This window comes from Mycobacterium sp. UM_11, from assembly GCF_001414075.1.
Lineage (GTDB): Bacteria > Actinomycetota > Actinomycetes > Mycobacteriales > Mycobacteriaceae > Mycobacterium.
Map to the genome: position 1 here is coordinate 18,451 of NZ_LATC01000022.1, position 21,891 is coordinate 40,341.

Genomic DNA, 21,891 nt, shown 5'->3' on the forward strand with positions numbered 1-21,891 from the left:
GTCGGGCCTAGGGCCGTGAAAAGGTCAGACCTGGTCGTCGTCGTCGCGCTTCTTCTCCGCCTGCTGGGCGAGGAATCGCTCGAACTCTGCACCAAGCTCGTCTCCGCTAGGCAGGTCCTCGTCGCGAGTTAGTAACGACCTGTTCTCCTGAGCGTCGATGAAGGCATCGTACTGGCGCTCGAGCGCCGTCACCACTTGGGCAACCTCCGCGCTCGCCTCGACCTGCTCGTCGATCTTGGTCCGGATCACCGCCGCTGCTTCGGTCAACGCCGTCAGCGGCAACTCGAGCGACGCGATCTTGGCCACCTGCTCGAGCAAGGCCTCGGCGGCGGCCGGGTAGTCGGTCTGCGTCAGGTAGTGCGGCACGTGCACGGTGTAGCCGACGACCTCGTGACCGTGTTGGGCCATCCGGTATTCCAGCAGGTTGGACGCGCTGCCGGGGACCTGGATCTCGGAGATCCACGGCGTGAACTCGGCGATCAGCTCGGGCTTGTTGGAGTGCGCGGTCATCGTGATGGGCCGCGTGTGCGGTACCGCCATCGGGACGGTGCCCAGGCCGATGGTCTGACGCACATTCAGCCGTTCGGCCAGCAAGCGCACGGCGGTGATGAAGCGCTCCCACTTCAGATCCGGTTCCATGCCGGCGAGCAGCAGGAACGGGGTGCCGATGGTGTCGCGCAGCGCGTACAGGCTCAGTTCCGGCTCGTCGTAGTTGGTGAAGTGATCGGTCTTGAAGGTCATCAGCGGGCGCCGCGAGCGGTAGTCCAGCAGCTCGTCGATGGCAAACGACGCGACGAGCTCGGTGTCCAGCGCCGCCTTCAGGTGCGACGACGCCAGCCGGATGGCGTGCCCGGCGTCCGAGAACCCCTCCAGCGCGTGCACCAGCACCGGGCCCCGGCCGTCCGACGTCGACAACTGCGGCGCCGGCAGCTCCAGTTCGTACATCCCGGCCTGTCCCTGCGGGTCCTGTTCGTCAGCCATCACCGCTCGCCTCCTGTCGGGGGTGTCGCCAGCGTGCCCTACCAGTGTCCCCCGAATCACGGGGCACCAATATCAAACAGCGGTGTGAAGTTCGCGTTTCATCCGGAGGCGAACATCTTTCGACGTCGGCCGGACGAGCGGGCAGGCGCGCGACGCGTGGGAGTCGGCCCGCTGAGCGGGCGTCAGGCATGATGAAACCGATGCGCGTACCGACCGTGATGCTGTGCCTGGTGGTCGCCGTGGCGACGTCGGTGACGTCGTGCAAGCGGCCGCCCGGCGACCGTGCGCTGGTCCCGTCGCCGTCCCCCGCGCGCAGCAGCACACCGGTGCAGCACATGGGTCAGCCGAAGCAAAAGGCGGTGGCGGCGCCGGTGGACCCGGACAAGCGCGTCGGCGCCATTTTCATCGACGGCGGGCCGCTGCACGTCTGCACGGGTTCGGTGGTGCATTCGACGGGCGGGAACCTGATGATGACCGCGGCGCACTGCCTGGCCGGGGCCTCGCAGATCACCTTCGTGCCGGGGTTCGCCGGCGACGCGCCGCCCGCCCCGGCCGACGTGTGGAAGGCCGACGCGGTCTACCTCGACCCCCGCTGGTCGGCCAGCAAGGATCCCAACGCCGACTATGCGATCGCGCGGCTCAGCAACGACGCCGGGGGCTCGGTGGAGTCGCGCGCCGGCCTGGCGCTGACCCTGGGCAAAACGCCGCCGCCCGGCAGCCACGTCACCGTGATGGGCTATCCGGCCGGCGTGGGTGGCGCGCCGATCGGGTGTCAGGCCAGCACGTCGTTGACCGAGGGCGGGTTCCCGTCGTTCCCGTGCGAGGGGCTGGTCGACGGCACCAGCGGCGCGCCCTGGGTCAGCGGCACCATGCTCACCGGGGTGATCGGTGGTTTCGAACGCGGCGGTTGCGCCGCGAACGTGTCGTATTCGGCGCCGTTCGACGCCCAGACCGCGCAGTTGCTGGCCCGCGCCGAGGCGGGCGGCCCCGGCGACCCGCTCACCGGCCAGCTCGACGACAGCTGTTAGCTGCGGAACTGGTTGAGCGCGCGCACCTTGTTCATCACGTCGAGCGCGGCCACCTTGTAGGCCTCGGAAAAAGTGGGGTAGTTGAACACGGCGTCCACCAGGTATTCGACCGTGCCGCCGCAGCCCATGACGGCCTGCCCTATGTGCACCATCTCGGTGGCACTGGTCCCGAAGATGTGCACGCCCAGCAGCTTGAGGTCGTCGGTGGACACCAGCAGCTTGAGCATGCCGTAGGAGTCGCCGGCGATCTGGCCGCGGGCCAGTTCCCGGTACCGGGCCACCCCGACCTCGTAGGGGATCGCGTTCTTCGTCAGCTCGACCTCGGTGGCCCCCACGTAGGACACCTCGGGGATGGAGTAGATGCCGATCGGCTGCAGTTCGGTGATGCCGTCGGTCGGCTCCCCGAAGGCGTGGTAGGCGGCCAGCCGGCCCTGCTCCATGGACGTCGCGGCCAGCGCGGGGAAGCCGATCACGTCGCCGACGGCGTAGATGTGCGGCACCTTGGTCTGGAAGAAGTCGTCGACGAAGATCCGGCCGCGGTTGTCGGCCTCCAGTTCGGCGTTGTGCAGGTCGAGGTGGTCGGTCTGGCCCTGCCGCCCGGCGGAGTACATCACCGTCTCGGCGGGGATCTGCTTGCCGCTGGCCAAGGTGGTGACCGTGCCAGCCGAGCCGACGTCGACCGCGGTCACCTCCTCACCGAACCGGAACGTCACCGCGAGGTCGCGCAGGTGGAATTTCAGGGCCTCCACGACCTCGGGGTCGCAGAAGTCCAGCATGTCGCTGCGCTTCTCCACGACGGTGACCTTGGTGCCCAGCGCCGCGAACATCGAGGCGTATTCGATGCCGATCACCCCGGCGCCGACCACCACCATCGAGGTGGGCAGCGACTTGAGGTCGAGGATCCCGTCGGAGTCCAGCACCCGCTCCTCGTCGAACTCGACACCCGACGGTCGCGCCGGCCGGGTGCCGGTGGCGATGACGATGTGTTCGCCGGTGACCGTTAGCTTTTCGCGGCGGGACGGGTCTTCGACCTCGATGGTGTGCGGGTCGAGGAACCGCCCGTGGCCCAGCAACAGGTCGATGCGGTTGCGCATCAGCTGGTTGCGCACCACGTCGACTTCCTTGCCGATCACGTGCTGGGTGCGGGCCAGCAGGTCGGCCGGCGTGATCTTCTCCTTGACCCGGTAGCTCGCGCCGTACAGTTCGCGCTGGCTCATCCCGGTGAGGTAAAGCACGGCCTCGCGCAACGTCTTTGACGGGATGGTGCCGGTTTGGACGCACACGCCGCCGAGCATCTGGCCGCGTTCGACGACCGCGACCGACTTGCCGAGCTTGGCCGAGGCGATGGCGGCCTTCTGCCCGCCGGGCCCCGAACCGATGACCACCATGTCGTACTCTTGCGCCGAACCCATGCGAACAACAGTAGATCAGCACAACTCACAGTGCTGGGTTCATTCACAGGCCCGGGATCCGACCGGTTCCCGCGAGCACCGGCTGACGGTGCGGGCCACCAGCGTGGTCCCCATGACGACGCATCGACCCGACTTCAAGCTCAACCGACCCGGCGCACTCATCGCCGCACTGCCGGCCGTTCTCGGCTTCGTTCCCGAAAATTCATTGGTCCTGGTGTCTTTGGACCGTGGCGAGCTGGGAGCCGTGCTGCGGGTCGACCTCTCCGATGAACTCGCAGCCCGGGTGGGACACCTGGCCCAGGTCGCCGCCGCCGCCCGGCCCGACGGCGCCATCGCGGTGATCGTCGACGCGGACGGGGCGGACTGTCCCTGCTGCACCGAGGAATACCGGCAGCTGTCCGAAAACCTGGCAAAGTCGTTGTCGGACAACGATATCGAGCTGTGGGCCACCCACGTGGTGGACCGGGTCGCGGCCGGGGGGCGCTGGCACTGCGTGGACAACTGCGGCGCGAGCGGCCTCGTCGACGATCCGTCGGCCTCGCCACTGGCGGCCGCCGCGGTGCTCGACGGCAGGCGGCTCTACGCGCGGCGCGCCGACCTGCAGGCGGTGATCGCGGTGCAGGACACGGCGCGCAGCGCCGCCTTGGCCGGCGCCATCGACCGGCAGGAGGGCAGGCGCCGGGCGGCCCATCTCGCGGACCCGGCCCGCTGCGCGCGCGCCGACGTCAAGCAGGCCATGGCGGCCGCCTCGCGGGTGGCCGCCGGCCAGGCACTGTCCCGGGGGCAGCTCGCGAAGCTGAGCTGCGCGCTGGGCGACGCGCAGGTGCGCGACATCTTCTACGCCCTGGCGGTCGGCGAGAGCGCCGGCGCGGCCGAGTCGTTGTGGGCGCTGCTGGCGCGCACCCTGCCCCCGCCCTGGCGGGTCGAGGCCCTGGTCCTGCTGGCGTTCAGCGCCTACGCCCGCGGCGACGGTCCGCTGGCCGGGGTGTCGCTGGAGGCCGCGCTGCGTTGCGAGCCGGAGCATCGGATGGCAGGGATGCTGGACACGGCGTTGCAGTCGGGGCTGCGGCCGGAGGACATCCGCGAATTGGCGCTCACCGGCTATCGGCTGGCCAAACAGCTGGGTGTGCGGTTACCCCCGCGGCGGCCGTTCGGCCGCCGCGCGTGCTAGACCTTCTCGACCTTGACCGCGTGCGCCATCTCGTGCGGCAGGGTGACGTTCTCGTGGCCGGGGATGACGATGGTGACCCCGGCGGGACCGGTCTCGACGGTGACCCGGGCGTTGGGGACGACGCCGGCGTCCTTGAGGCGGGTGATCAGGTCGATGTCGCCCTGCACGTGCTCGGTCAGTTGGCGGACGACGACGGCCACCGGCGAGCCGGGCGGCAACTCGGTCAGCCGGACCAGGTTGGCGTCGTCGGCACCGGAGTCGGGGCCCACGCCCAGGTCCAACAGCCCCGGGATCGGGTTGCCGAAGGGGGAGGTGGTCGGGTGGTTGAGCACCTTCACCAGCCGCCGTTCGACGTCCTCGCTCATCACGTGCTCCCAGCGGCACGCCTCGGCGTGCACTTCCTCCCAGGGCACCCCGATGACGTCGACGAGCAATCGTTCGGCCAGCCGGTGCTTGCGCATGACGGCGATGGCCAGCGCCCGGCCCTTGTCGGTGAGCTCGAGGTGGCGGTCGCCGGCGACGTGGAGCAGCCCGTCGCGCTCCATGCGGGATACGGTCTGGCTGACGGTCGGCCCGCTCTGCTCGAGGCGTTCGGCGATGCGGGCACGCAGCGGCGTCACGCCCTCTTCTTCGAGGTCGTAGATGGTCCGCAAGTACATCTCGGTGGTGTCAACCAGGTCGTTCATTCAGCACCCTCCATCGACGCCGAGTCTACTTGGCCAGCTGCGCGAATGGGTGTAACGCTTCCCCGACAAGCAGTATGCCCGCCGCGTGTGCGGCGGGCATACCGTCTGCTACCTAGCTCGGGCGGCGATCGCAGGCGCGGCGGGAGCCGGGCGCCGCGGGTCGCCGCGATCTCTTACGTTGCGGCCTCAGCTTGCGTACGACCGTAGCCGGTCGGCGCGCTCGCCGTGGCGGAGTTTGGACATCACGTCCCGCTCGATCTGCCGGACCCGCTCACGCGACAGCCCGAACAGCTTGCCGATCTGGTCGAGGGTGCGTGGCTGACCGTCGTCGAGGCCGAAGCGCAGCCGGATCACCTGATGCTCGCGCTCGTCGAGAGTGGCCAGCACGCTGCGGATGTCGGTGTGCAGCAGCTCGGCGATCACCGCGTTCTCGGCCGACATCGCCTCGGCGTCCTCGATGAAATCGCCCAGCGGCGCTTCCTCTTCGGAGCCGACCGGCATGTCCAGGCTCACCGGGTCGCGGCTGTGCTCGAGCAGGTCGTTGATCTTCTCGACCGGAATGCCGGACTCGGCGGCCAGCTCCTCGTCGGTGGCCTCCCGACCCAGGTTCTGATGCATCTCCCGCTTGATCCGGGCCAGCTTGTTGACCTGCTCGACCAGGTGCACGGGCAGCCGGATGGTGCGGCTCTGGTCGGCCATGCCGCGGGTGATGGCCTGACGAATCCACCACGTCGCGTACGTGGAGAACTTGAAACCCTTTGTGTAGTCGAACTTTTCCATCGCGCGGATCAGCCCCAGGTTGCCCTCCTGGATCAGGTCCAGCAGCGGCATCCCGCGACCCGTGTAGCGCTTGGCCAGCGACACCACCAGGCGCAGGTTCGCTTCGAGCAGGTGACGCCGCGCCGCCGCGCCGTCGCGCACGACGGCCTCCAGGTCGCGTCGACGGTTCTCGCCCAGCCGCTTACGGGTTTCGAGCAGATGCTCGGCATACAGCCCGGCCTCGATGCGCTTGGCAAGTTCCACTTCGCCCGCGGCGTTCAACAGCGCCGTCTTACCGATGCCGTTGAGATATACGCGCACGAGGTCCGCGGCCGGGCTCTGAGCATCCAGATCGCCGTCAAATCTGCTCGTGCTGGCGTTCGCCATAGCGACCTCCCGTTCGGCTTGTACTGTCATTGAGTTCAACGACAGATCAGCCCTGAGAGTTCCCAGCCCCTTGCCATCTCACACGTCTTGACGTGCAGAAATGTGCCGCCGACCTGAGAATGTCCTGAGAAGTCGGGGGGACACCCTTCTCGGCTACGGAAAGGCGTCGCCGCCGGGGCCCGGGGGCCAGTCCGGTTGCGGCTGGCGGCGCGGCTCGAGCGCCGGGCGCTCGGCCGTCGGGAACAGCGGGGTGCGCCGGTGGGCGTCGTCGAACCGCCGGGGCTCCTCGGAGCGGCGGGGCGGCCGGTCGTTGGCGATCAGCACCGCCATCCACGGCAACGGCACCGACACCGCGACGATCGCCAGCGAGATCAGACCGTTGTGCCAGGCGCCGTAGGCGACGGCGGCCAGGATCAGCGCCGGAATGCGGAACGCCATCAGCGTCAGGTATTTACGCACCCGCGCGCGGTGCTGCTCCTCGTAGGACTGGGCCGCGCCGGTGATGAGGACTGGCCTGCCATCGTCGTCGAAACCCAACTCAGAGCGCTTCATATCTCCCCGCGCCTCTTTTCTTTCTGCGCCTCGTTTTCCACTGTCCCACACCCGAGGAATTCCGGCAGGAGCGAGTCACGGGGCACAATGTCAGGTATGCAGACCCAGACGATCGAACGCACCGAGACCGACGAACGCGTCGACGACGGGACCGGCAGCGATACGCCGAAGTACTTCCACTACGTCAAGAAGGACAAGATCGCCGAGAGCGCGGTCATGGGCAGCCACGTGGTGGCCCTGTGCGGCGAGGTCTTTCCCGTCACCAAGGCGGCCAAGCCCGGCTCACCGGTGTGCCCGGACTGCAAGCAGATCTACGACCGGATGAAGAAGGACTAGGCCCGGCCCTCACAGCGTCGCGCTGTCGGGCGCCGGCTCCGGCTCCGGCTCCGGCTCCGAAACCATTGACCGCTTCAGCACGGGCACGCGGTGTTCCAGCCACTTGCGCAGCCGGTGCGCGTGCGTCTTGGGCGCCGGGAACTCCTCCTGGATCGCGGCGTTCAGCTCGGCGCCCAGCATCACGGCGAATCCGCCGAAGAACGCGAACAGCAGGAACGCTATTGGGGTGGCCAGCGCGCCGTAGGTGTAGCCGGTGCTGGTGATCCACCGCAGGTAGACCCGCAGGCCCAGCGTGGCGATCAGGAACACGGCCGTGGCGAGCACGGCCCCGAAGATCAGGCGATGCGTCGGCAGGGGTTCGGGCAGCGCCACCCTGTACAGGATCACCACCCCGACCAGCAGGCCGAGGATGAGTGCCGGGTAGTAGCCGTAGCGCAGGACGTTTTCCAGGCTGTCCGGGATGTGCTCGCTCACCTTGCGCGGACCCACCACCAACACCGGCGCCGCGCACACCACGAAAACCAGCATCACCACGTACAGGAACAGGGCGAACAGCCGCTGCCGCACGGGATGCCGCAGCGGGGTCTGGTCGTGCGCCTCCACGACGGCGTCGACGTAGGCCGAGATCGCCGACGATCCGGCCCACATCGAGATGAGGAACCCGACCGACACGACCTCGCCACGGGCGTTGGCGGTGACGTCCCGGATGGTCGGCTCGATGATCTCGTTGACGACGCTGGGCGAGAAGAAGCTGCGGATCGCGGAGATGATGCTCTTCTCGATCGACATCATCGTGTCCGGGCCGAACAGCGGCGCCACGTAGGCCAGGCTGCCCAGGATCCCCAACAGCAATGGGGGGAGCGACAGCGCCGACCAGAAACCCGCCTGCGCCGACTCGGAAAAGATGGAGTCATCCCAACTTTTGGAGATGGTCCTCAGAGTGAGTCGCCAGATGTGATGGCGGGACGGTTTTGCGATTTGATCGCTCATACCCGTCCAGCATTACCGAAGACCGCCGCACTCAGCCACATTGCCCACGGGTGAGTTGGGCGCAATCAGCTCCCGCTGAACTCCAGGACGGCCGACAACTCGGTCAGTTTCGCCTCGTGCTCGTTGGCGTGGTGCTGGCAGAAGAGAAGCTCGGCTCCGGAAGGCAGCTTGGCGCGGACTCGAGCCGCGGCACCGCAGCGATCGCAGCGGTCCGCACGGGTTAGCTCGGGACTGGTCAGAGTTGCATTCATGGCTTCTCCGTTCTTGCTTTTATTCACTCTCTCAGACGTATGGGGTTTTCGCGTTGTTCCCCGATCGTTATCGGGTGTGTCGTTTCTCACGGCCTGTAAACGTTTGGTTTCGGCGAACTTTCTAAGCTGATCATTCGTGGCTTTCGCTCCTGAAGTGCTGGTACATCTGTGCGGCCGCGACGCGTGGTCGCGGGCCCGCGCCACCGGCGAGATTCGTCCCGACGCATCCGGCGGTGGTGAGTTCATCCATCTTTCGGCCCCCGAACAGGTCCACCTGCCGGCCAACCGGCTCTACCGCGGGCGCGATGACTTGGTGCTACTGACCATCGACCCTGCGAGGCTGGACTCCGAAGTGCGTTGGGAGCCAGGCGTAGCAACGGACCCGGAGGCGATGCTGTTCCCGCACCTGTACGGTCCGTTGCCCATCGACGCTGTGATTCGGGTCACCGATTACCGGCCCGGCGCCGACGGCACGTTCGCGCCGGCGGGGGAGTCCACGTAGGCGTCGGCCTCGATCTCGACCAGGAGCTGGGGGGCTATCAACGCGGACACCTCCACCATGGTGGCCGCGGGCCGGATGGCGCCGAAGACCTGCGCGTGCACCGCCGCGACGTCGCGCCACCGGGACATGTCGGTGACGTAGACGCGGGTGCGGACCACGTCGGTCAGCGACGCACCCGCTTCGTGCAGCGCAATCTCGATGCGGCGCAAGGCATCTCGGGCCTGAGCCGCGATGTCTCGCCCTGCGCCGGTCGTTCCGGCCACGGCCACGTGCGGGCCGACCCGGACGGCGCGCGAATAACCGACGGCCGATTCGAACTCGGAGCCAGACGAGACCAGTGTGCGATTCATGGCCGTCACCGTACGACGGTGGCGCCGCCGACGCGACGGGTTTTCTTCTGCGGCTGAGCGCCCTTGTGCGGCAACCGGTTCGGTGGGCGGACGGCTGGCTCTGTAGTTGGATGATCGCGCACGGGCGAAAAGAAAGTGTCCCCTTAGGTGCTCGTGGTTGCCCTAGGTCGATGAACGCAGCCCGAAGGACGGGCCGCGACGACCCAAGGAGATCACCATGAAGAACGCCACCCGCAAGCCCACTCGCATCCACTACGCCGCCGCGCTGTTTGGCGCTCTGGCCATTGCCGCGTTGGCCCCTGCCACCGCTTACGCCGAGCCCAATGGGTCCTCTGGCCCGAGCGGCGGCTGCCACTACACCGACCCTGACGGCTACGACATCCCGATCGATGAGGGCCAGGGCGTGATCGTCGGGGGCAAGCTCGTCACCTGCACGGGCGGGAAAACGGTGGTCACCGATGCGCCGGCGCGCACGAACCCCCATCGACCGGTGCCGCCGAGCCACGCACCCGTGTTGACCCGGAAAATGTAAGCGACGCAACGACATTGAAGCCGTCACGGCCGTCGGGCCCGCCACCGGGAAATCCGGTGGCGGCTGACGCCTCGTATGTTCTGGGTGCCTGGGACTCGCCGCGCGGACGGTGAGTGTCAGTCCAGGTAGTCGCGCAGCACCTGGGAGCGGCTGGGGTGGCGCAGCTTCGACATCGTCTTGGACTCGATCTGACGGATGCGCTCGCGGGTCACGCCGTACACCTGGCCGATCTCGTCGAGGGTGCGCGGCTGGCCGTCGGTGAGGCCGAAGCGCAGCCGTACCACGCCGGCCTCGCGCTCGGACAGCGTCTCGAGCACGGACTGGAGCTGGTCCTGCAGCAGGGTGAAGGACACCGCGTCGACGGCCACCACGGCCTCGCTGTCCTCGATGAAGTCACCCAGCTGGCTGTCGCCCTCGTCGCCGATGGTCTGGTCCAGCGAGATCGGCTCGCGCGCGTACTGCTGGATCTCGAGCACCTTTTCGGGCGTGATGTCCATCTCCTTGGCCAGCTCCTCGGGCGTGGGCTCGCGGCCCAGGTCCTGCAGCAGCTCGCGCTGGATGCGGCCCAGCTTGTTGATCACCTCGACCATGTGCACCGGGATGCGGATGGTCCGGGCCTGGTCGGCCATCGCGCGGGTGATCGCCTGGCGGATCCACCACGTCGCATAGGTGGAGAACTTGTAGCCCTTGGTGTAGTCGAACTTCTCGACCGCGCGGATCAGGCCCAGGTTGCCTTCCTGGATCAGGTCGAGGAACGCCATGCCCCGGCCGGTGTAGCGCTTGGCCAGCGACACCACCAGACGCAGGTTGGCTTCCAGCAGATGGTTTTTCGCGCGATCGCCGTCGCGGCAGATCCACATCATGTCGCGGCGCTGAGCGGCGGGCAGCTTGTCGCCGCGCTCGGCCATCTCGCTCATCAGCTGGGTGGCGTATAGGCCGGCCTCGATCCGCTTGGCCAGCTCCACCTCTTCCTCGGCGTTGAGCAGCGCCACCTTGCCGATCTGCTTGAGGTAGGCGCGGACCGAGTCCGCGGAGGCGGTGAGTTCGGCGTCCTTGCGGGCCTGGCGCAGCGCCTCGGATTCGTCTTCGTCCCAGACGAAATCGCCGGAGGCCTTGTCCTTCTCGGAGGGCTCGGCGATCTCCTCGTCCTCCTCGGCGGCGGCCTCGCCGGCCGCGGCGACCGGGGCGGCCGCCTCCTCGCTGTCCTCGGCGTCGGCCGGCTCGATCTCCGCCTCGTCGCCGTCGGCCGCGACGTCGTCCTCGAGGTCCTCGAGGTTCAGGTCGCCGGCGTCGATCTCCAGGTCGTCGCCGGGCTCAGCGTCGAGTTCGGCGTCGTCGAGATCTTCGACGGCCTCCAGATCGACCTCGGCGTCCGCCGGGGCGGCCTTGGCCGCCTTCGTTCCGCGGCCCGACGGGGCCTTGGCCGCGCGGGGCTTCTTGGCCTCGCCGGCGGCCTCGGGCTTGGCCGCCCGGGCCGGCGCCTTGGCGGCGCGCTTCGCGGGGGCGGCGGCATGCGCGGCCTTGGCCGCGGGTCGCTTGGCGGGGGAGGGCGAAGACTTCGTCGCGGTCCGTTTTACCGGCGCATCGGTTGCCGCGCTTGCCTTGGTGGCTGCCACTTACACCCCTTCGTTTGGGCTCACCTTCGGTGGGTATTGGGCATGGTTAACCGAAAGTGTCTGCTATGTCGATGTCGGCGTTGGATCAGCGTCGGCATTCGTACGCTGTCGGTCGGGCGGTCGCCGATGACCATTGTAACGACAGTGAGCGGCCGAACGGCTCTGCCGGGGAAAATCAGTGGGTCACGTCGGAGGTCGAGGCCATGGCCGCGCCCACTATCCCGGCCGTGTTGAGCAGGGCCGCGGCCACCACCGGGGTGCGGTTTTCCAGCAGCGGCAGCCACTTGTCGGCCTTGCGGCTGATGCCGCCGCCGGCGATGAACAGGTCCGGCCACACCGCGTTCTCGATCGCCACCAGCACCCGGGTGACCTGCTTGGTCCACTTTTCGTAGGTCCAGTTGTTGCGCTCCTTGACCGACGACGCCGCCCGCAGTTCGGCCTCCTTGCCGCCGACCTCGAGGTGCCCGAACTCGGTGTTGGGTATCAACGTGCCGTTGTGAATGACGGCCGAGCCGATTCCCGTGCCGAACGTCAGCAACACCACCAGGCCGGACTGGTTGCGGCCGGCCCCGTAGTGTTCCTCGGCCAGCCCGGCGGCGTCGGCGTCGTTGAGCACGGTGACGTCCTGGCCGTTCAGCTCGGCGCTGATGATGTCGCGGGCGTTGGTGCCGATCCACGCCTTGTCCACGTTGGCCGCCGTCTGGACGACGCCGTGGGTGACGACCCCGGGATAGGTCACGCCGAGCGGGCCGGTCCAGCCGAACGCGTTGACCACCTCGGCGATGGTCTTGGCGACCGCGGCCGGGGTCGCCGGCTGCGGGGTCAACAGCTTTACCCGTTCGCCGATCAGCTGCCCGGTGTCCATGTCGACGATGCCGCCCTTGATGCCGCTGCCGCCGACGTCGATGCCGAATCCCCGACGCTGTGGGCTGCCCCCGGCGGGGCCGGTGCGGGGCGTGTCCGTGGTCGAGTCGGTGCTGGTCATCGGAGCTCCTGGGCGTGGCTGCGGCTGTCCGCCCACCTTAGCCCGGCGCCGATGTGGCCACGGGGTATCTGCGCGGCCGCGCCGCCTGTGATGCGATAGACCGGTGAGCCGAGGAGATGACGAGCCCGCCCGGTTGCGCACGGTGGCCGAGTCGCTGGCCACGGAAGCGGCCGCGTTCGTGCGCCGTCGTCGCGCCGAGGTGTTCGGTTCGGGCTCGACGGTCACCGGCGGCGGGGCGGTGCGCTCCAAGAGCACCCCGACCGATCCGGTGACCGTCGTCGACACCGAAACGGAGCGCCTGCTGCGGGAGCGGTTGGCCGAATTGCGCCCGGGCGACCCGATTCTCGGCGAGGAGGGCGGCGGCCCGGCCGACCCGGCGGGTACCCCCGCCGACGCGATCACCTGGGTGCTCGATCCCATCGACGGCACGGTGAACTTCGTCTACGGCATCCCGGCGTACGCGGTGTCGGTCGGTGTCCAGGTCGCCGGGGTGTCGGTGGCGGGCGCGGTCGCCGACGTCGTCGGCGGCCAGGTGTACTCGGCGGCAACCGGCCTGGGTGCGCATGTCAGCGACGGGCAGGGGGTCAGACCGTTGCGGTGCGCCGCGGTCGACGATTTGTCGATGGCGTTGCTGGGCACCGGTTTCGGCTACTCACGGCAGCGCCGGGCGACGCAGGCGGCGTTGTTGGCCCGGCTGCTGCCGCTGGTCCGCGACGTTCGCCGGATCGGTTCGGCGGCCCTGGATTTGTGCATGGTCGCGGCGGGCCGGCTCGACGCGTTCTACGAGCACGGCCTGCAACCGTGGGATTGCGCCGCGGGTGCGCTGATCGCCGCCGAGGCCGGCGCGCGAGTTTCGTTGCCGGCGAACGACATCGAGGGTGCGGGCCTGGTGCTGGCCGCCGCGCCGGGGATCGCCGACGAGCTGCTGGCCGCCCTGGACGACATCGACGGGCTGGACCCGATCCTCGATTGACGTCAGCAGGCGCTGCCGTGAATCTTGTTGAGCAGCGCGGGATCCGACGGCTCGGTGGCGCCGGGGCGCAGGGCGGCCAGGGCGGCGTCGATGTCGTCGTTGTGGGCCAGGGCGGTGAAGTCGGTCCCCAAAGCCAGGTCGACGGAGTCGTCGGCGCGGTTGTCGTTGAACAGCTCCATGCACGGCGCCACCAGCCAGACCGTCGCCGCGGAGGCCTGCCCGGCGGTGCCAAACCGGATCTGCCCCTGGCAGGTGAGCCGGGCGCCGGCGTACAGCGGATCGTTGGCCGCGGTCGGCTGGGCGAACCCGAGGTCTTTCAGCGCGCCCGCGACGTCGCCGGCCTGCCCGCCGCGGCCGCTGGCGTTGAGCACGCGGACCTTGGTGTCGCCGAGCTTGGCGGGCGTGACGTCCATCATCGCGCTGCGCGACACCTGCTCGCCGAGCTGAGCCGTCCCCGAGCCGCTCGGCTTCGGCGGCGGGTTGCACACCGCGACCTCGTGCACCTTGGCCGGCCGGGTCAGCGCGATGGTCCACACCACCGCCGTCGCCACGACCAGGAAAATCACCACCACGATGGCGGGCCGGGGATTGCGTCGCCGGAAGGGCCGACCGTGCTTGTCGAAGGCGGTACCCTCGGTGATTTGTGCGACCACAGGTGCACTCTAGTCGCACCCTAAACGCACTGTTCAAAGGCGAACGCAAGGCCCAGAATGAGTGTGTGACGTAAATCACACATTAACGGACCGTGATCCGGGCACGAATCATTTGGTGGATGCGTTCGACGCTGGTACAAAGCGATGCTTGAGCAATGAGGGCATGTGAGGGGATAGGGCAATGCCTACCGACTATGACGCTCCACGGCGCACCGAGACTGATGACGTCTCGGAGGACTCGCTGGAGGAGCTCAAAGCACGACGCAACGAGGCGGCTTCGGCCGTGGTCGACGTCGACGAATCCGAAACCGCCGAATCTTTCGAACTGCCCGGTGCCGACCTGTCCGGAGAAGAACTGTCGGTCCGCGTCATTCCGAAGCAGGCTGACGAGTTCACCTGCTCGAGCTGTTTCCTGGTGCAACACCGAAGCCGGCTGGCCAGCGAGAAGAACGGCCTGATGATCTGTACCGACTGCGCGGCTTGACCCGGGTCAGCTGCGCAATGCCGACAGCACCCGCTCGGGGTGGCGGCAGCTCACCAGCCAGTACGGCGTGGGGTCGTCCGGGTCGTCCAGGACGACCAGAATCATCGGGCCGACCCATGCCCGGTGCAGCACGAAAGCCGCGGGGTCGAGCTGGCGGCCCAGCGCCGCGGATTTGGCCGACGGCGCAACCGCGGCGGACCGGGCGACCGCTGTGACCGGCAGGTGGGCCTCGCCGGCCCACAGTTCCACCCCGCCCGGCACGCTCGGGTCGGCGGTCACCCGGATCTCCACGCGGCCCAGCCACAGCAGGGTTCCGGTCGCCACCGCGAAAAGCGTTGCGTACGGCAGCCAGGACGGCCGGGGGGCGACGCCCATGTTGACTTCGAATGCGAGCAGCCCCGCCAGCCCGAAGGCCAACGGCCACCACCACCAGGGCACCCACAGTCGTTCGCGATATCGCACACTGTGCGGCGCGACGCGCGTACCGGACACGCAGTCAAGGGTAATCTGTGGCCCCGTGTCGACCAGTCTGGCCATCGTCCGCCTCGATCCCGAGCTCCCTATGCCCGTGCGCGCCCACGAGGGCGACGCCGGGGTGGATCTCTACAGCGCGGAAGACCTCAAGCTGGAACCCGGGCGACGCGCCCTGGTGCGCACGGGGGTGGCGGTCGCGATCCCGTTCGGGATGGTCGGGCTGGTCCACCCACGTTCGGGTTTGGCGTCGCGCGTGGGGCTTTCGATCGTCAACAGCCCGGGCACCATCGACGCGGGCTACCGCGGCGAGATCAAGGTCGCGCTGATCAACCTCGATCCCGCCGAGCCGATCGTCGTGCATCGTGGTGACCGCATCGCCCAACTGCTGGTGCAGCGGGTCGAGCTGGTCGAGCTGGTCGAGGTGTCGTCGTTCGACGAGGCCGGCCTGGCCGAAACATCCCGTGGCGACGGTGGCCACGGTTCCTCCGGCGGACATGCGAGTTTGTGACCGCTAGCGACGATGCAGAGCGGAGCGATGAGGAGGAGGAGCGGCACTGATGGCGGCACTTAAGAGAAACAACGACGACAGTGACAAACCGGTGGACGCGGAAGCCGCCGCCGACCCGATCGACGAGGAGTTCGACGAAGAGCTCGAGGGCCCGTTCGACATCGACGATTTCGACGACCCCTCCGTCGCGGAGCTCGCGCGGCTGGACCTGGGCTCGGTGCTCATCCCGATGCCGGAGGCGGGCCAGTTACAGGTCGAGCTGACCGAGACCGGGGTCCCCAGCGCCGTGTGGGTCGTCACGCCCAACGGCCGGTTCACCATCGCCGCCTACGCGGCACCGAAAACCGGTGGGCTGTGGCGTGAGGTGGCCAGCGAGCTCGCCGACTCGCTGCGCAAGGACGGGGCCCAAGTGAGCATCAAGGACGGCCCGTGGGGCCGCGAGGTGGTCGGCTCCGCGTCCGGCGCGGTCCGCTTCATCGGCGTCGACGGCTACCGCTGGATGATCCGCTGCGTCGTCAACGGGGCGCACGAGACGATGGAAGCCCTCGAGCAGGAGGCGCGAGCGGCGTTGGCGGACACCGTCGTTCGCCGCGGTGACACACCGCTGCCGGTGCGCACCCCGTTGACCGTGCAGCTGCCCGAGCCGATGGCGCAGCAACTGCGCGAGGCCGCGGCCGCCCAGCAGGCCGCCGCGCAAGAGGCCGCGGAGCAGGGGCCGCCCGAGCCGGCGGCGCGCCGCGGCGCCGATGGCTCGGCCATGCAGCAGCTGCGCACCACCACCGGCGGCTGACCCGAACCGGCTAGTCCACGTCGGCGAGGGCGGCCAGGCACGCCGCGCCCAGCGCGGCCGGATCCGAGCCGATCTGGTCGAGCGTCACCGTCCGCAGTGCCGCGCGCGGCGCGGCGTGCACCCACTCCTCGCCCACCCGCAACGGATGGATGGGGTCGTCGACGGCGGCCGCCACACCCATCGGCACGGCCAGCCGGGCCAGCTCGGCGTGGTCCGGCGCCACATGGGCGGCGGCCTCGTCCATCGCGTCGGGCAGTTGCGGCCACTGGGCGCGCCACGAACGGGCCAGCTCGTCGGCCAGCCACGCCGGGCTCGACGCCCGCATCTGGCCGGTCGTCGCCTCCAGCCCGTCGGCGCGCAGCTGCGCGGCGGTGTGCCGCGCCGCCAGCGCCGCGGGCGCCTCCTCCGGCGCCCCGGCCCAGGCCGGCAGCGCGGCCAGCACCGCGACCGCCTTGTCCGCGTGGGTCAGTGCCCAGGCGACCGCCACCGCCGCGCCGATCGAGACGCCGCCGACCGCGATCGGGCCGGTGCGCGCGGCGGCGTCCAACGCCGAGACGTAGCCGTCGATCAACCGATCCGGCTGGGGCGGCGGGGCCACCAGGACGGCGCCGGCACCGCGCAACGGACCGGAAAAGGCCCGGTAGACGTAGTCGTCGTCGGACCCGGTGCCGGGCAACAACACCGTCGTGACACCCCGCAGATCGACAGCCACACCCCGATAGTGGCACCACGTTTGAGTCGGTTGGCGCGCGGGAACCAACAGGTCTACGGTGTCCGTTGGCATAAGTGGAAGCGCCGAGGCTTATCAGCATTGTCAGGAGTGGCCATGGGGGCCCAAGGATATCTTCGCCGGCTCACCCGTCGGTTGACGGAGGCGCCGGAGCAACGCGACTCTGAAGAGTTGTCCGACGAGGTCGCAAGCACCGGCGCGCAACGGGTTATCGATTGCGAGCGTGGGCAAGAGGTCACCATGATCGGCACGCTGCGCAGCGTGGAATGTAACGGCAAGGCCTGCGCGGGCGGCGTCCGCGCCGAGCTGTTCGACGGCAGCGACACGGTCACCCTGGTCTGGTTGGGCCAGCGGCGGATCCCGGGCATCGACTCGGGCCGCAAGCTGCGGGTGCGGGGGCGGCTGGGCAAGCTGGAGAACGGCACCAAGGCCATCTACAACCCGCACTACGAAATTCAGCGGTGACGCTTCCCGACGATCGGGAGTCGAGTCCGGGACCGCACGATTCGACCGCGCCCGAACGCGCGAGCGTTAACCGGCTTACCGCGGAACGGCTGCTGCGACAGGCGGGCGGGGTCAGCGGCGTCATCTATTCGTCGCTGCCGGTTGTGATCTTCGTCATCGCGTCGAGCCTGTGGGGCCTGTTCGTGGCCATCGGCGCCGCGCTGGCCGCGGCGGCGCTGGTCCTGCTGTGGCGGCTGATCCGACGGGAATCGCCGCAGCCCGCATTCTCGGGGTTCTTCGGCGTGGCCATCTGCGCGCTGGTCGCCTACATCGTCGGGGAGTCCAAGGGCTACTTCCTGATCGGCATCTGGACGTCGCTGCTCTGGGCGGTGGTGGTCGCGGCGTCGGTGATCATCCGGCGGCCGCTGGTCGGCTACGTGTGGAGCTGGGCCACCGGGCGTGGCCGCGCCTGGCGCGACGTGCCGAGGGCCGTCTACGCGTTCGACATCGCATCGGTCTTCTGGGTGCTGGTCTTCGCCGCCCGGTTCGTGGTCCAGGGCATGCTCTACGACGCCGACCAGACCGGCTGGCTGGCGTTCGCGCGCATCGCGATGGGCTGGCCGCTGACCGTGGCGGCCGCGCTGGTCACGTACCTGGCGATCAAGTCGGCCCAGCGTGCCATGTTGGCGGCCGGTGACACCGGCACCCAGATCGCGGCCGACCCGGTCCGCGACTAGCGGTGATCGCGAGCGCGGCGGAGCCGGGCGCTGCGGGTCACCGCCATGGGCCTAGCCCTAGTCGCTGAGCGCCGGGCCGTCCGGCAGTAGCAGCTTGCGCAGGTCCTCTTCGGCCTCGGCGACCGCGACGAACAGCAGCTCGTCGCCGCCCTCCAGCGGTTCGTCCGCCTCGGGCACGATCACCCGCGGGCCGCGCAGGATGGTCACCAGCGAGGCGTCCCGGGGCAGCTGCAGCCGGCGCACCGGCTTGCCGCCCCAGGGGGTGTCGTCGGGCAGGGTGATCTCGACGAGGTTGGCCTGACCTCTGCGGAATTCCATGAGCCGCACCAGATCACCGACCGCCACGGCCTCTTCGATCAGCGAGGCGAGCATGCGCGGGGTGGACACCGCCACATCCACGCCCCAGGCGTCGGTGAACAACCATTCGTTGCGGGGGTCGTTGACCCGGGCCACCACCCGGGGCACCGCGAATTCCGTCTTGGCCAGCAGGCTGAGCACGACGTTGGCCTTGTCGTCGCCGGTCGCGGCCACCACCACGTCGAACTCCTGCAGGTGCACCGATTCCAGCAGGCTCAGCTCGCAGGCGTCGCCGAGCCGCCAGTGCGCTGCGGGGATGGCGTCGACGTCGACGTGATCGGGGTTGCGCTCGATGAGCGTCACGTCGTGGCCGTTGCCGACGAGTTCGCGACTTACGGAGCGGCCCACCGCGCCGGCCCCGGCGACAGCTACCTTCATTTGCGCCGCTCCTTAACCGAGTTCTTCACTGGGTGGCAGCGCGGCGATGGCCACGGCCTCGGCGGCGCGGCCCGAGATCGCCGCGACGTAGACCTGATCGCCGGCCTGCAGGGCCGTCTTGGGCTCGGGCAGGACGCCGGCGCCGAACCGGATCAGGAAGGCGACCCGGGCGCCGGTGGCCTGCTCGAGATCGGTGACCCGGTGCCCGATCCACTCCTCGTGCAGGACGACCTCCGCGACGGCCACCGTGCCGGTCGGGTCCCGCCACTTGGCGGTTTCGGTGTCCCGCAGCAGCGCGTTGAGCAGGCGGTCGGTGGTCCAGGGCACGGTGGCGATGGTGGGGATGCCGAGGCGCTCGTACACCTCCGCGCGCTTGGCGTCGTAGATCCGGGCCACGACGCGCTTCACGCCGAAGGTCTCCCGGGCCAGCCGCGCCGAGATGATGTTCGAGTTGTCCCCGGAGGACACGGCGGCGAACGCGTCCGCCTCCTCGATGCCGGCCCGCAGCAACACGTCGCGGTCGAACCCCTGGCCGAGCACCCGTTCCCCGCCGTATTCCGGGCTGAGCCGGTTGAAGGCCGTGCTGTCGCGGTCGATGACCGCGACGTCGTGGCCGATCCGCGACAGCCCGTCGGCCACCGAGGAACCGACGCGGCCGCAGCCCATCACCACTACTCGCAATTTCCGATCCTCTCGGCTGCGTCCTGCGGCCCCCATCGGCAACCCACGTCGGCCAGCCGATTTCGGGTCGGCAAACATTCTCACCTACGAAGCTACCGCCACACCCCGGTGGGCTTAGTGTTGGCTCTCGTGTCCAAACTTTCCACCGCAGCGCGTCGGTTGCTAATTGGCCGGCCGTTTCGCAGCGACCGGTTGAGTCACACCCTGCTGCCCAAGCGGATCGCCTTGCCGGTGTTCGCCTCCGATGCGCTGTCCTCGGTGGCGTACGCCCCCGAAGAGGTCTTCCTGATGCTGTCGGTGGCCGGCGTCACCGCGTACGCGCTGACGCCGTGGATCGGTCTGGCCGTGGCCGCGGTGATGTTGGTCGTGGTGGCCAGCTACCGGCAGAACGTGCACGCCTACCCGTCCGGCGGGGGTGACTACGAGGTGGTCACCACCAACCTCGGCGATACGGCCGGCCTGGTGGTCGCCAGCGCGCTGATGGTGGATTACGTTCTGACCGTTGCCGTTTCGACGGCGTCGGCGATGTCCAACATCGGCTCCGCGATCCCGATCGTGGCCCAGCACAAGGTGTGGTTCTGCGTGGCGGCCATCCTGCTGGTGATGGCGTTGAACCTGCGGGGCATCCGCGAATCCGGGGTGGCGTTCGCCATCCCGACGTACGCGTTCATCGTCGGTGTCTTCGTGATGATCGGCTGGGGGCTGATCCGGATCTTCGTGCTGGGCAACCCGCTGCGGGCGGAGTCCGCCGGGTTCCAGATGCACGCCGAGCACGGCCAGGTCGTCGGCTTCGCGCTCGCCTTCCTGGTGGCCCGCTCGTTCTCCTCGGGCTGCGCGGCGCTCACCGGTGTGGAGGCGATCAGCAACGGCGTCCCGGCCTTCGAGAAGCCCAAGTCGCGCAACGCGGCGACGACGCTGCTGCTGCTGGGCGGGATCGCGGTGACCCTGCTGATGGGGATCATCGTGCTGGCCCAGCAGATCAAGGTCCAGCTGGTCGAGGATCCCGCCCGGCAACTGACCGGCGCCCCGCCGGGTTACTACCAGAAGACACTGGTCACCCAGCTGGCCGAAACGGTCTTCGGCAGCTTCCACATCGGCTTCCTGCTGATCGCCACGGTGACGGCGCTCATCCTGGTGCTCGCCGCCAACACCGCGTTCAACGGTTTCCCGGTGCTCGGTTCGGTCCTGGCGCAGCACAGCTACCTGCCGCGCCAGCTGCACACCCGCGGCGACCGGTTGGCGTTCTCCAACGGAATCCTGTTTCTGTCCGGGGCGGCGCTGCTGGCGATCATCGCGTTCCGGGCGGAGGTCACCGCCCTGATCCAGCTCTACATCGTCGGCGTGTTCATTTCGTTCACGCTGAGCCAGATCGGCATGGTGCGGCACTGGACCCGGTTGCTGCGCACCGAGACCGATCCGCGGGCGCGCCGCAAGATGATGCGGTCCCGGGTGGTGAACACCATCGGATTGCTTTCCACCGGCGCCGTTCTGCTGGTCGTCCTGGTGACCAAATTCGTCGCCGGTGCGTGGATCGCGTTGTTCGCGATGGGTTTGCTGTTCGGGATGATGAAGATGATCCACCGGCACTACCGCACCGTCAGCCGGGAACTCGAGCAGCAGGCGGCCGCCCAGCACGACGTGGTGCTGCCCAGCCGCAATCACGCCCTGGTGCTGGTGTCCAAGCTGCACCTGCCGACGCTGCGCGCCCTGGCCTACGCCCGCGCGACCCGGCCCGATGTCCTCGAGGCGCTCACCGTCAGCGTCGACGAGGGCGAAACCCGCGAGTTGGTGCACCAGTGGGAAGAGAGCGACATCAGCGTGCCGCTGAAGGTCATCGCCTCGCCGTACCGCGAAATCACCCGGCCCATACTCGATTACGTCAAACGCGTCAGCAAGGAGTCGCCGCGAACGGTCGTCACCGTGTTCATCCCCGAGTACGTGGTGGGCCACTGGTGGGAACAGGTGCTGCACAACCAGAGCGCGCTGCGGCTCAAGGGCCGGTTGCTGTTCATGCCCAACGTGATGGTGACTTCCGTTCCGTGGCAACTGACTTCGTCGGAGCGGCTGAAGACCTTGCAGCCGCACGCCGCCCCGGGTGACGCTCGCAGGGGAATCTTCGATTGACCCGCGAATCACCTGGCGCG

At 68.9% G+C, this 21,891-nt stretch carries 27 protein-coding genes; 12 read left to right on the top strand and 15 right to left on the bottom strand.

Translation table 11 applies throughout. The features are described 5' to 3' along the window. Positions 1-24: 24 nt before the first annotated feature. Positions 25-981, bottom strand: a complete 957-nt coding sequence (locus WU80_RS08155) for a proteasome assembly chaperone family protein (protein ID WP_055401668.1) — start codon at positions 979-981, stop codon at positions 25-27. A gap of 188 nt (positions 982-1,169) precedes the next feature. Between WU80_RS08155 and WU80_RS08160 the strand changes: the two genes are divergently transcribed. Next, positions 1,170-2,009 (top strand): serine protease, encoded by an 840-nt coding sequence (locus tag WU80_RS08160; protein WP_055401666.1) that lies wholly within the window; start codon positions 1,170-1,172, stop codon positions 2,007-2,009. Here WU80_RS08160 and sthA read toward each other — a convergent pair. Next, positions 2,006-3,421, bottom strand: a complete 1,416-nt coding sequence (sthA, locus tag WU80_RS08165) for a Si-specific NAD(P)(+) transhydrogenase (protein ID WP_055401664.1) — start codon at positions 3,419-3,421, stop codon at positions 2,006-2,008. The two genes, WU80_RS08160 and sthA, sit on opposite strands and share 4 nt — an antisense overlap. Positions 3,422-3,533: 112 nt before the next feature. Here sthA and WU80_RS08170 point away from each other — a divergent pair, with 112 nt between their 5' ends. Further along, entirely contained in the window at positions 3,534-4,592 is a 1,059-nt protein-coding gene (locus tag WU80_RS08170; protein ID WP_055401709.1) for a DUF4192 domain-containing protein, read from the top strand. Here WU80_RS08170 and WU80_RS08175 read toward each other — a convergent pair. The 3 genes from WU80_RS08175 to WU80_RS08185 all read right to left on the bottom strand — a co-directional run bounded on the left by WU80_RS08175 (position 4,589) and on the right by WU80_RS08185 (position 6,976). Continuing rightward, positions 4,589-5,278, bottom strand: coding sequence for a metal-dependent transcriptional regulator (locus WU80_RS08175; protein WP_055401662.1), 690 nt, complete (start codon positions 5,276-5,278; stop codon positions 4,589-4,591). The genes WU80_RS08170 and WU80_RS08175 overlap by 4 nt on opposite strands. Before the next feature lie 186 nt (positions 5,279-5,464). Next, entirely contained in the window at positions 5,465-6,454 is a 990-nt protein-coding gene (sigB, locus tag WU80_RS08180; protein ID WP_082459793.1) for a sigma-70 family RNA polymerase sigma factor SigB, read from the bottom strand. A gap of 123 nt (positions 6,455-6,577) precedes the next feature. Then, the gene (locus WU80_RS08185; RefSeq protein ID WP_055401657.1) at positions 6,578-6,976 is read right to left on the bottom strand and encodes a DUF3099 domain-containing protein; all 399 of its coding nucleotides are present in this window, start codon (positions 6,974-6,976) and stop codon (positions 6,578-6,580) included. Between the two features lie 96 nt (positions 6,977-7,072). Between WU80_RS08185 and WU80_RS08190 the strand changes: the two genes are divergently transcribed. Then, a complete protein-coding gene (locus WU80_RS08190) occupies positions 7,073-7,312 on the top strand; it encodes a DUF3039 domain-containing protein (RefSeq protein ID WP_055401655.1) in 240 nt (79 codons plus the stop codon). A gap of 9 nt (positions 7,313-7,321) precedes the next feature. Here the strand turns inward: WU80_RS08190 and WU80_RS08195 are convergent, their stop codons facing one another. Then, the gene (locus WU80_RS08195) at positions 7,322-8,302 is read right to left on the bottom strand and encodes a YihY/virulence factor BrkB family protein (protein ID WP_055401653.1); all 981 of its coding nucleotides are present in this window, start codon (positions 8,300-8,302) and stop codon (positions 7,322-7,324) included. A 65-nt stretch (positions 8,303-8,367) separates the two neighbouring features. Further along, entirely contained in the window at positions 8,368-8,553 is a 186-nt protein-coding gene (locus WU80_RS25315; protein ID WP_082459792.1) for a hypothetical protein, read from the bottom strand. A gap of 136 nt (positions 8,554-8,689) precedes the next feature. Here WU80_RS25315 and WU80_RS08200 point away from each other — a divergent pair, with 136 nt between their 5' ends. After that, on the top strand, positions 8,690-9,055 hold the full coding sequence (locus WU80_RS08200; RefSeq protein WP_055401651.1) for a DUF952 domain-containing protein: 366 nt from the start codon (positions 8,690-8,692) through the stop codon (positions 9,053-9,055). On the opposite strand, the gene WU80_RS08205 is transcribed toward WU80_RS08200, so the two are convergent. Further along, on the bottom strand, positions 9,004-9,405 hold the full coding sequence (locus tag WU80_RS08205; protein WP_055401649.1) for a RidA family protein: 402 nt from the start codon (positions 9,403-9,405) through the stop codon (positions 9,004-9,006). The genes WU80_RS08200 and WU80_RS08205 overlap by 52 nt on opposite strands. A gap of 217 nt (positions 9,406-9,622) precedes the next feature. Between WU80_RS08205 and WU80_RS08210 the strand changes: the two genes are divergently transcribed. Next, positions 9,623-9,937: a hypothetical protein gene (locus tag WU80_RS08210; RefSeq protein ID WP_055401647.1), complete on the top strand. Its 315-nt coding sequence runs from the start codon at positions 9,623-9,625 to the stop codon at positions 9,935-9,937. A gap of 116 nt (positions 9,938-10,053) precedes the next feature. Here WU80_RS08210 and WU80_RS08215 read toward each other — a convergent pair whose 3' ends face one another. Both WU80_RS08215 and ppgK read right to left on the bottom strand, forming a co-directional pair. Continuing rightward, complete coding sequence (locus tag WU80_RS08215) at positions 10,054-11,553, bottom strand: RNA polymerase sigma factor (protein ID WP_055401645.1); 1,500 nt, start codon at positions 11,551-11,553, stop codon at positions 10,054-10,056. A 175-nt stretch (positions 11,554-11,728) separates the two neighbouring features. Then, positions 11,729-12,538, bottom strand: a complete 810-nt coding sequence (gene ppgK, locus WU80_RS08220) for a polyphosphate--glucose phosphotransferase (protein WP_055401643.1) — start codon at positions 12,536-12,538, stop codon at positions 11,729-11,731. Positions 12,539-12,641: 103 nt separating this feature from the next. Between ppgK and WU80_RS08225 the strand changes: the two genes are divergently transcribed. Further along, positions 12,642-13,511 (top strand): inositol monophosphatase family protein, encoded by an 870-nt coding sequence (locus WU80_RS08225; RefSeq protein ID WP_055401641.1) that lies wholly within the window; start codon positions 12,642-12,644, stop codon positions 13,509-13,511. A gap of 2 nt (positions 13,512-13,513) precedes the next feature. On the opposite strand, the gene cei is transcribed toward WU80_RS08225, so the two are convergent. Then, positions 13,514-14,164 carry an envelope integrity protein Cei gene (gene cei, locus WU80_RS08230; RefSeq protein ID WP_055401639.1) on the bottom strand — a complete coding sequence of 217 codons (651 nt, stop codon included), beginning with the start codon at positions 14,162-14,164 and terminating at the stop codon, positions 13,514-13,516. A 181-nt stretch (positions 14,165-14,345) separates the two neighbouring features. Here cei and WU80_RS08235 point away from each other — a divergent pair, with 181 nt between their 5' ends. Beyond that, positions 14,346-14,648: a DUF4193 domain-containing protein gene (locus WU80_RS08235; RefSeq protein ID WP_007171590.1), complete on the top strand. Its 303-nt coding sequence runs from the start codon at positions 14,346-14,348 to the stop codon at positions 14,646-14,648. A gap of 6 nt (positions 14,649-14,654) precedes the next feature. On the opposite strand, the gene WU80_RS08240 is transcribed toward WU80_RS08235, so the two are convergent. After that, entirely contained in the window at positions 14,655-15,140 is a 486-nt protein-coding gene (locus WU80_RS08240; protein ID WP_055401637.1) for a DUF3093 domain-containing protein, read from the bottom strand. 25 nt (positions 15,141-15,165) lie between these two features. Here WU80_RS08240 and dut point away from each other — a divergent pair, with 25 nt between their 5' ends. Beyond that, positions 15,166-15,630: a dUTP diphosphatase gene (dut, locus tag WU80_RS08245; RefSeq protein ID WP_055401634.1), complete on the top strand. Its 465-nt coding sequence runs from the start codon at positions 15,166-15,168 to the stop codon at positions 15,628-15,630. 49 nt (positions 15,631-15,679) lie between these two features. Then, on the top strand, positions 15,680-16,420 hold the full coding sequence (locus WU80_RS08250) for a DUF3710 domain-containing protein (protein WP_055401632.1): 741 nt from the start codon (positions 15,680-15,682) through the stop codon (positions 16,418-16,420). 10 nt (positions 16,421-16,430) lie between these two features. Here the strand turns inward: WU80_RS08250 and WU80_RS08255 are convergent, their stop codons facing one another. Then, positions 16,431-17,132: a hypothetical protein gene (locus WU80_RS08255; protein ID WP_055401631.1), complete on the bottom strand. Its 702-nt coding sequence runs from the start codon at positions 17,130-17,132 to the stop codon at positions 16,431-16,433. 114 nt (positions 17,133-17,246) lie between these two features. Here WU80_RS08255 and WU80_RS08260 point away from each other — a divergent pair, with 114 nt between their 5' ends. Both WU80_RS08260 and WU80_RS08265 read left to right on the top strand, forming a co-directional pair. Next, a complete protein-coding gene (locus WU80_RS08260) occupies positions 17,247-17,615 on the top strand; it encodes an OB-fold nucleic acid binding domain-containing protein (protein WP_055401629.1) in 369 nt (122 codons plus the stop codon). Between the two features lie 89 nt (positions 17,616-17,704). Next, positions 17,705-18,331, top strand: a complete 627-nt coding sequence (locus WU80_RS08265) for a DUF3159 domain-containing protein (RefSeq protein WP_055401707.1) — start codon at positions 17,705-17,707, stop codon at positions 18,329-18,331. Positions 18,332-18,388: 57 nt separating this feature from the next. Here the strand turns inward: WU80_RS08265 and WU80_RS08270 are convergent, their stop codons facing one another. Together WU80_RS08270 and WU80_RS08275 are read right to left on the bottom strand one after the other, a co-directional pair. Further along, a complete protein-coding gene (locus tag WU80_RS08270) occupies positions 18,389-19,066 on the bottom strand; it encodes a TrkA family potassium uptake protein (protein WP_055401627.1) in 678 nt (225 codons plus the stop codon). 12 nt (positions 19,067-19,078) lie between these two features. After that, positions 19,079-19,747 (bottom strand): TrkA family potassium uptake protein, encoded by a 669-nt coding sequence (locus WU80_RS08275; protein WP_156349484.1) that lies wholly within the window; start codon positions 19,745-19,747, stop codon positions 19,079-19,081. 129 nt (positions 19,748-19,876) lie between these two features. Here WU80_RS08275 and WU80_RS08280 point away from each other — a divergent pair, with 129 nt between their 5' ends. Then, positions 19,877-21,871, top strand: a complete 1,995-nt coding sequence (locus WU80_RS08280; RefSeq protein ID WP_055401625.1) for an APC family permease — start codon at positions 19,877-19,879, stop codon at positions 21,869-21,871. The last annotated feature ends 20 nt before the right edge of the window (positions 21,872-21,891 follow it).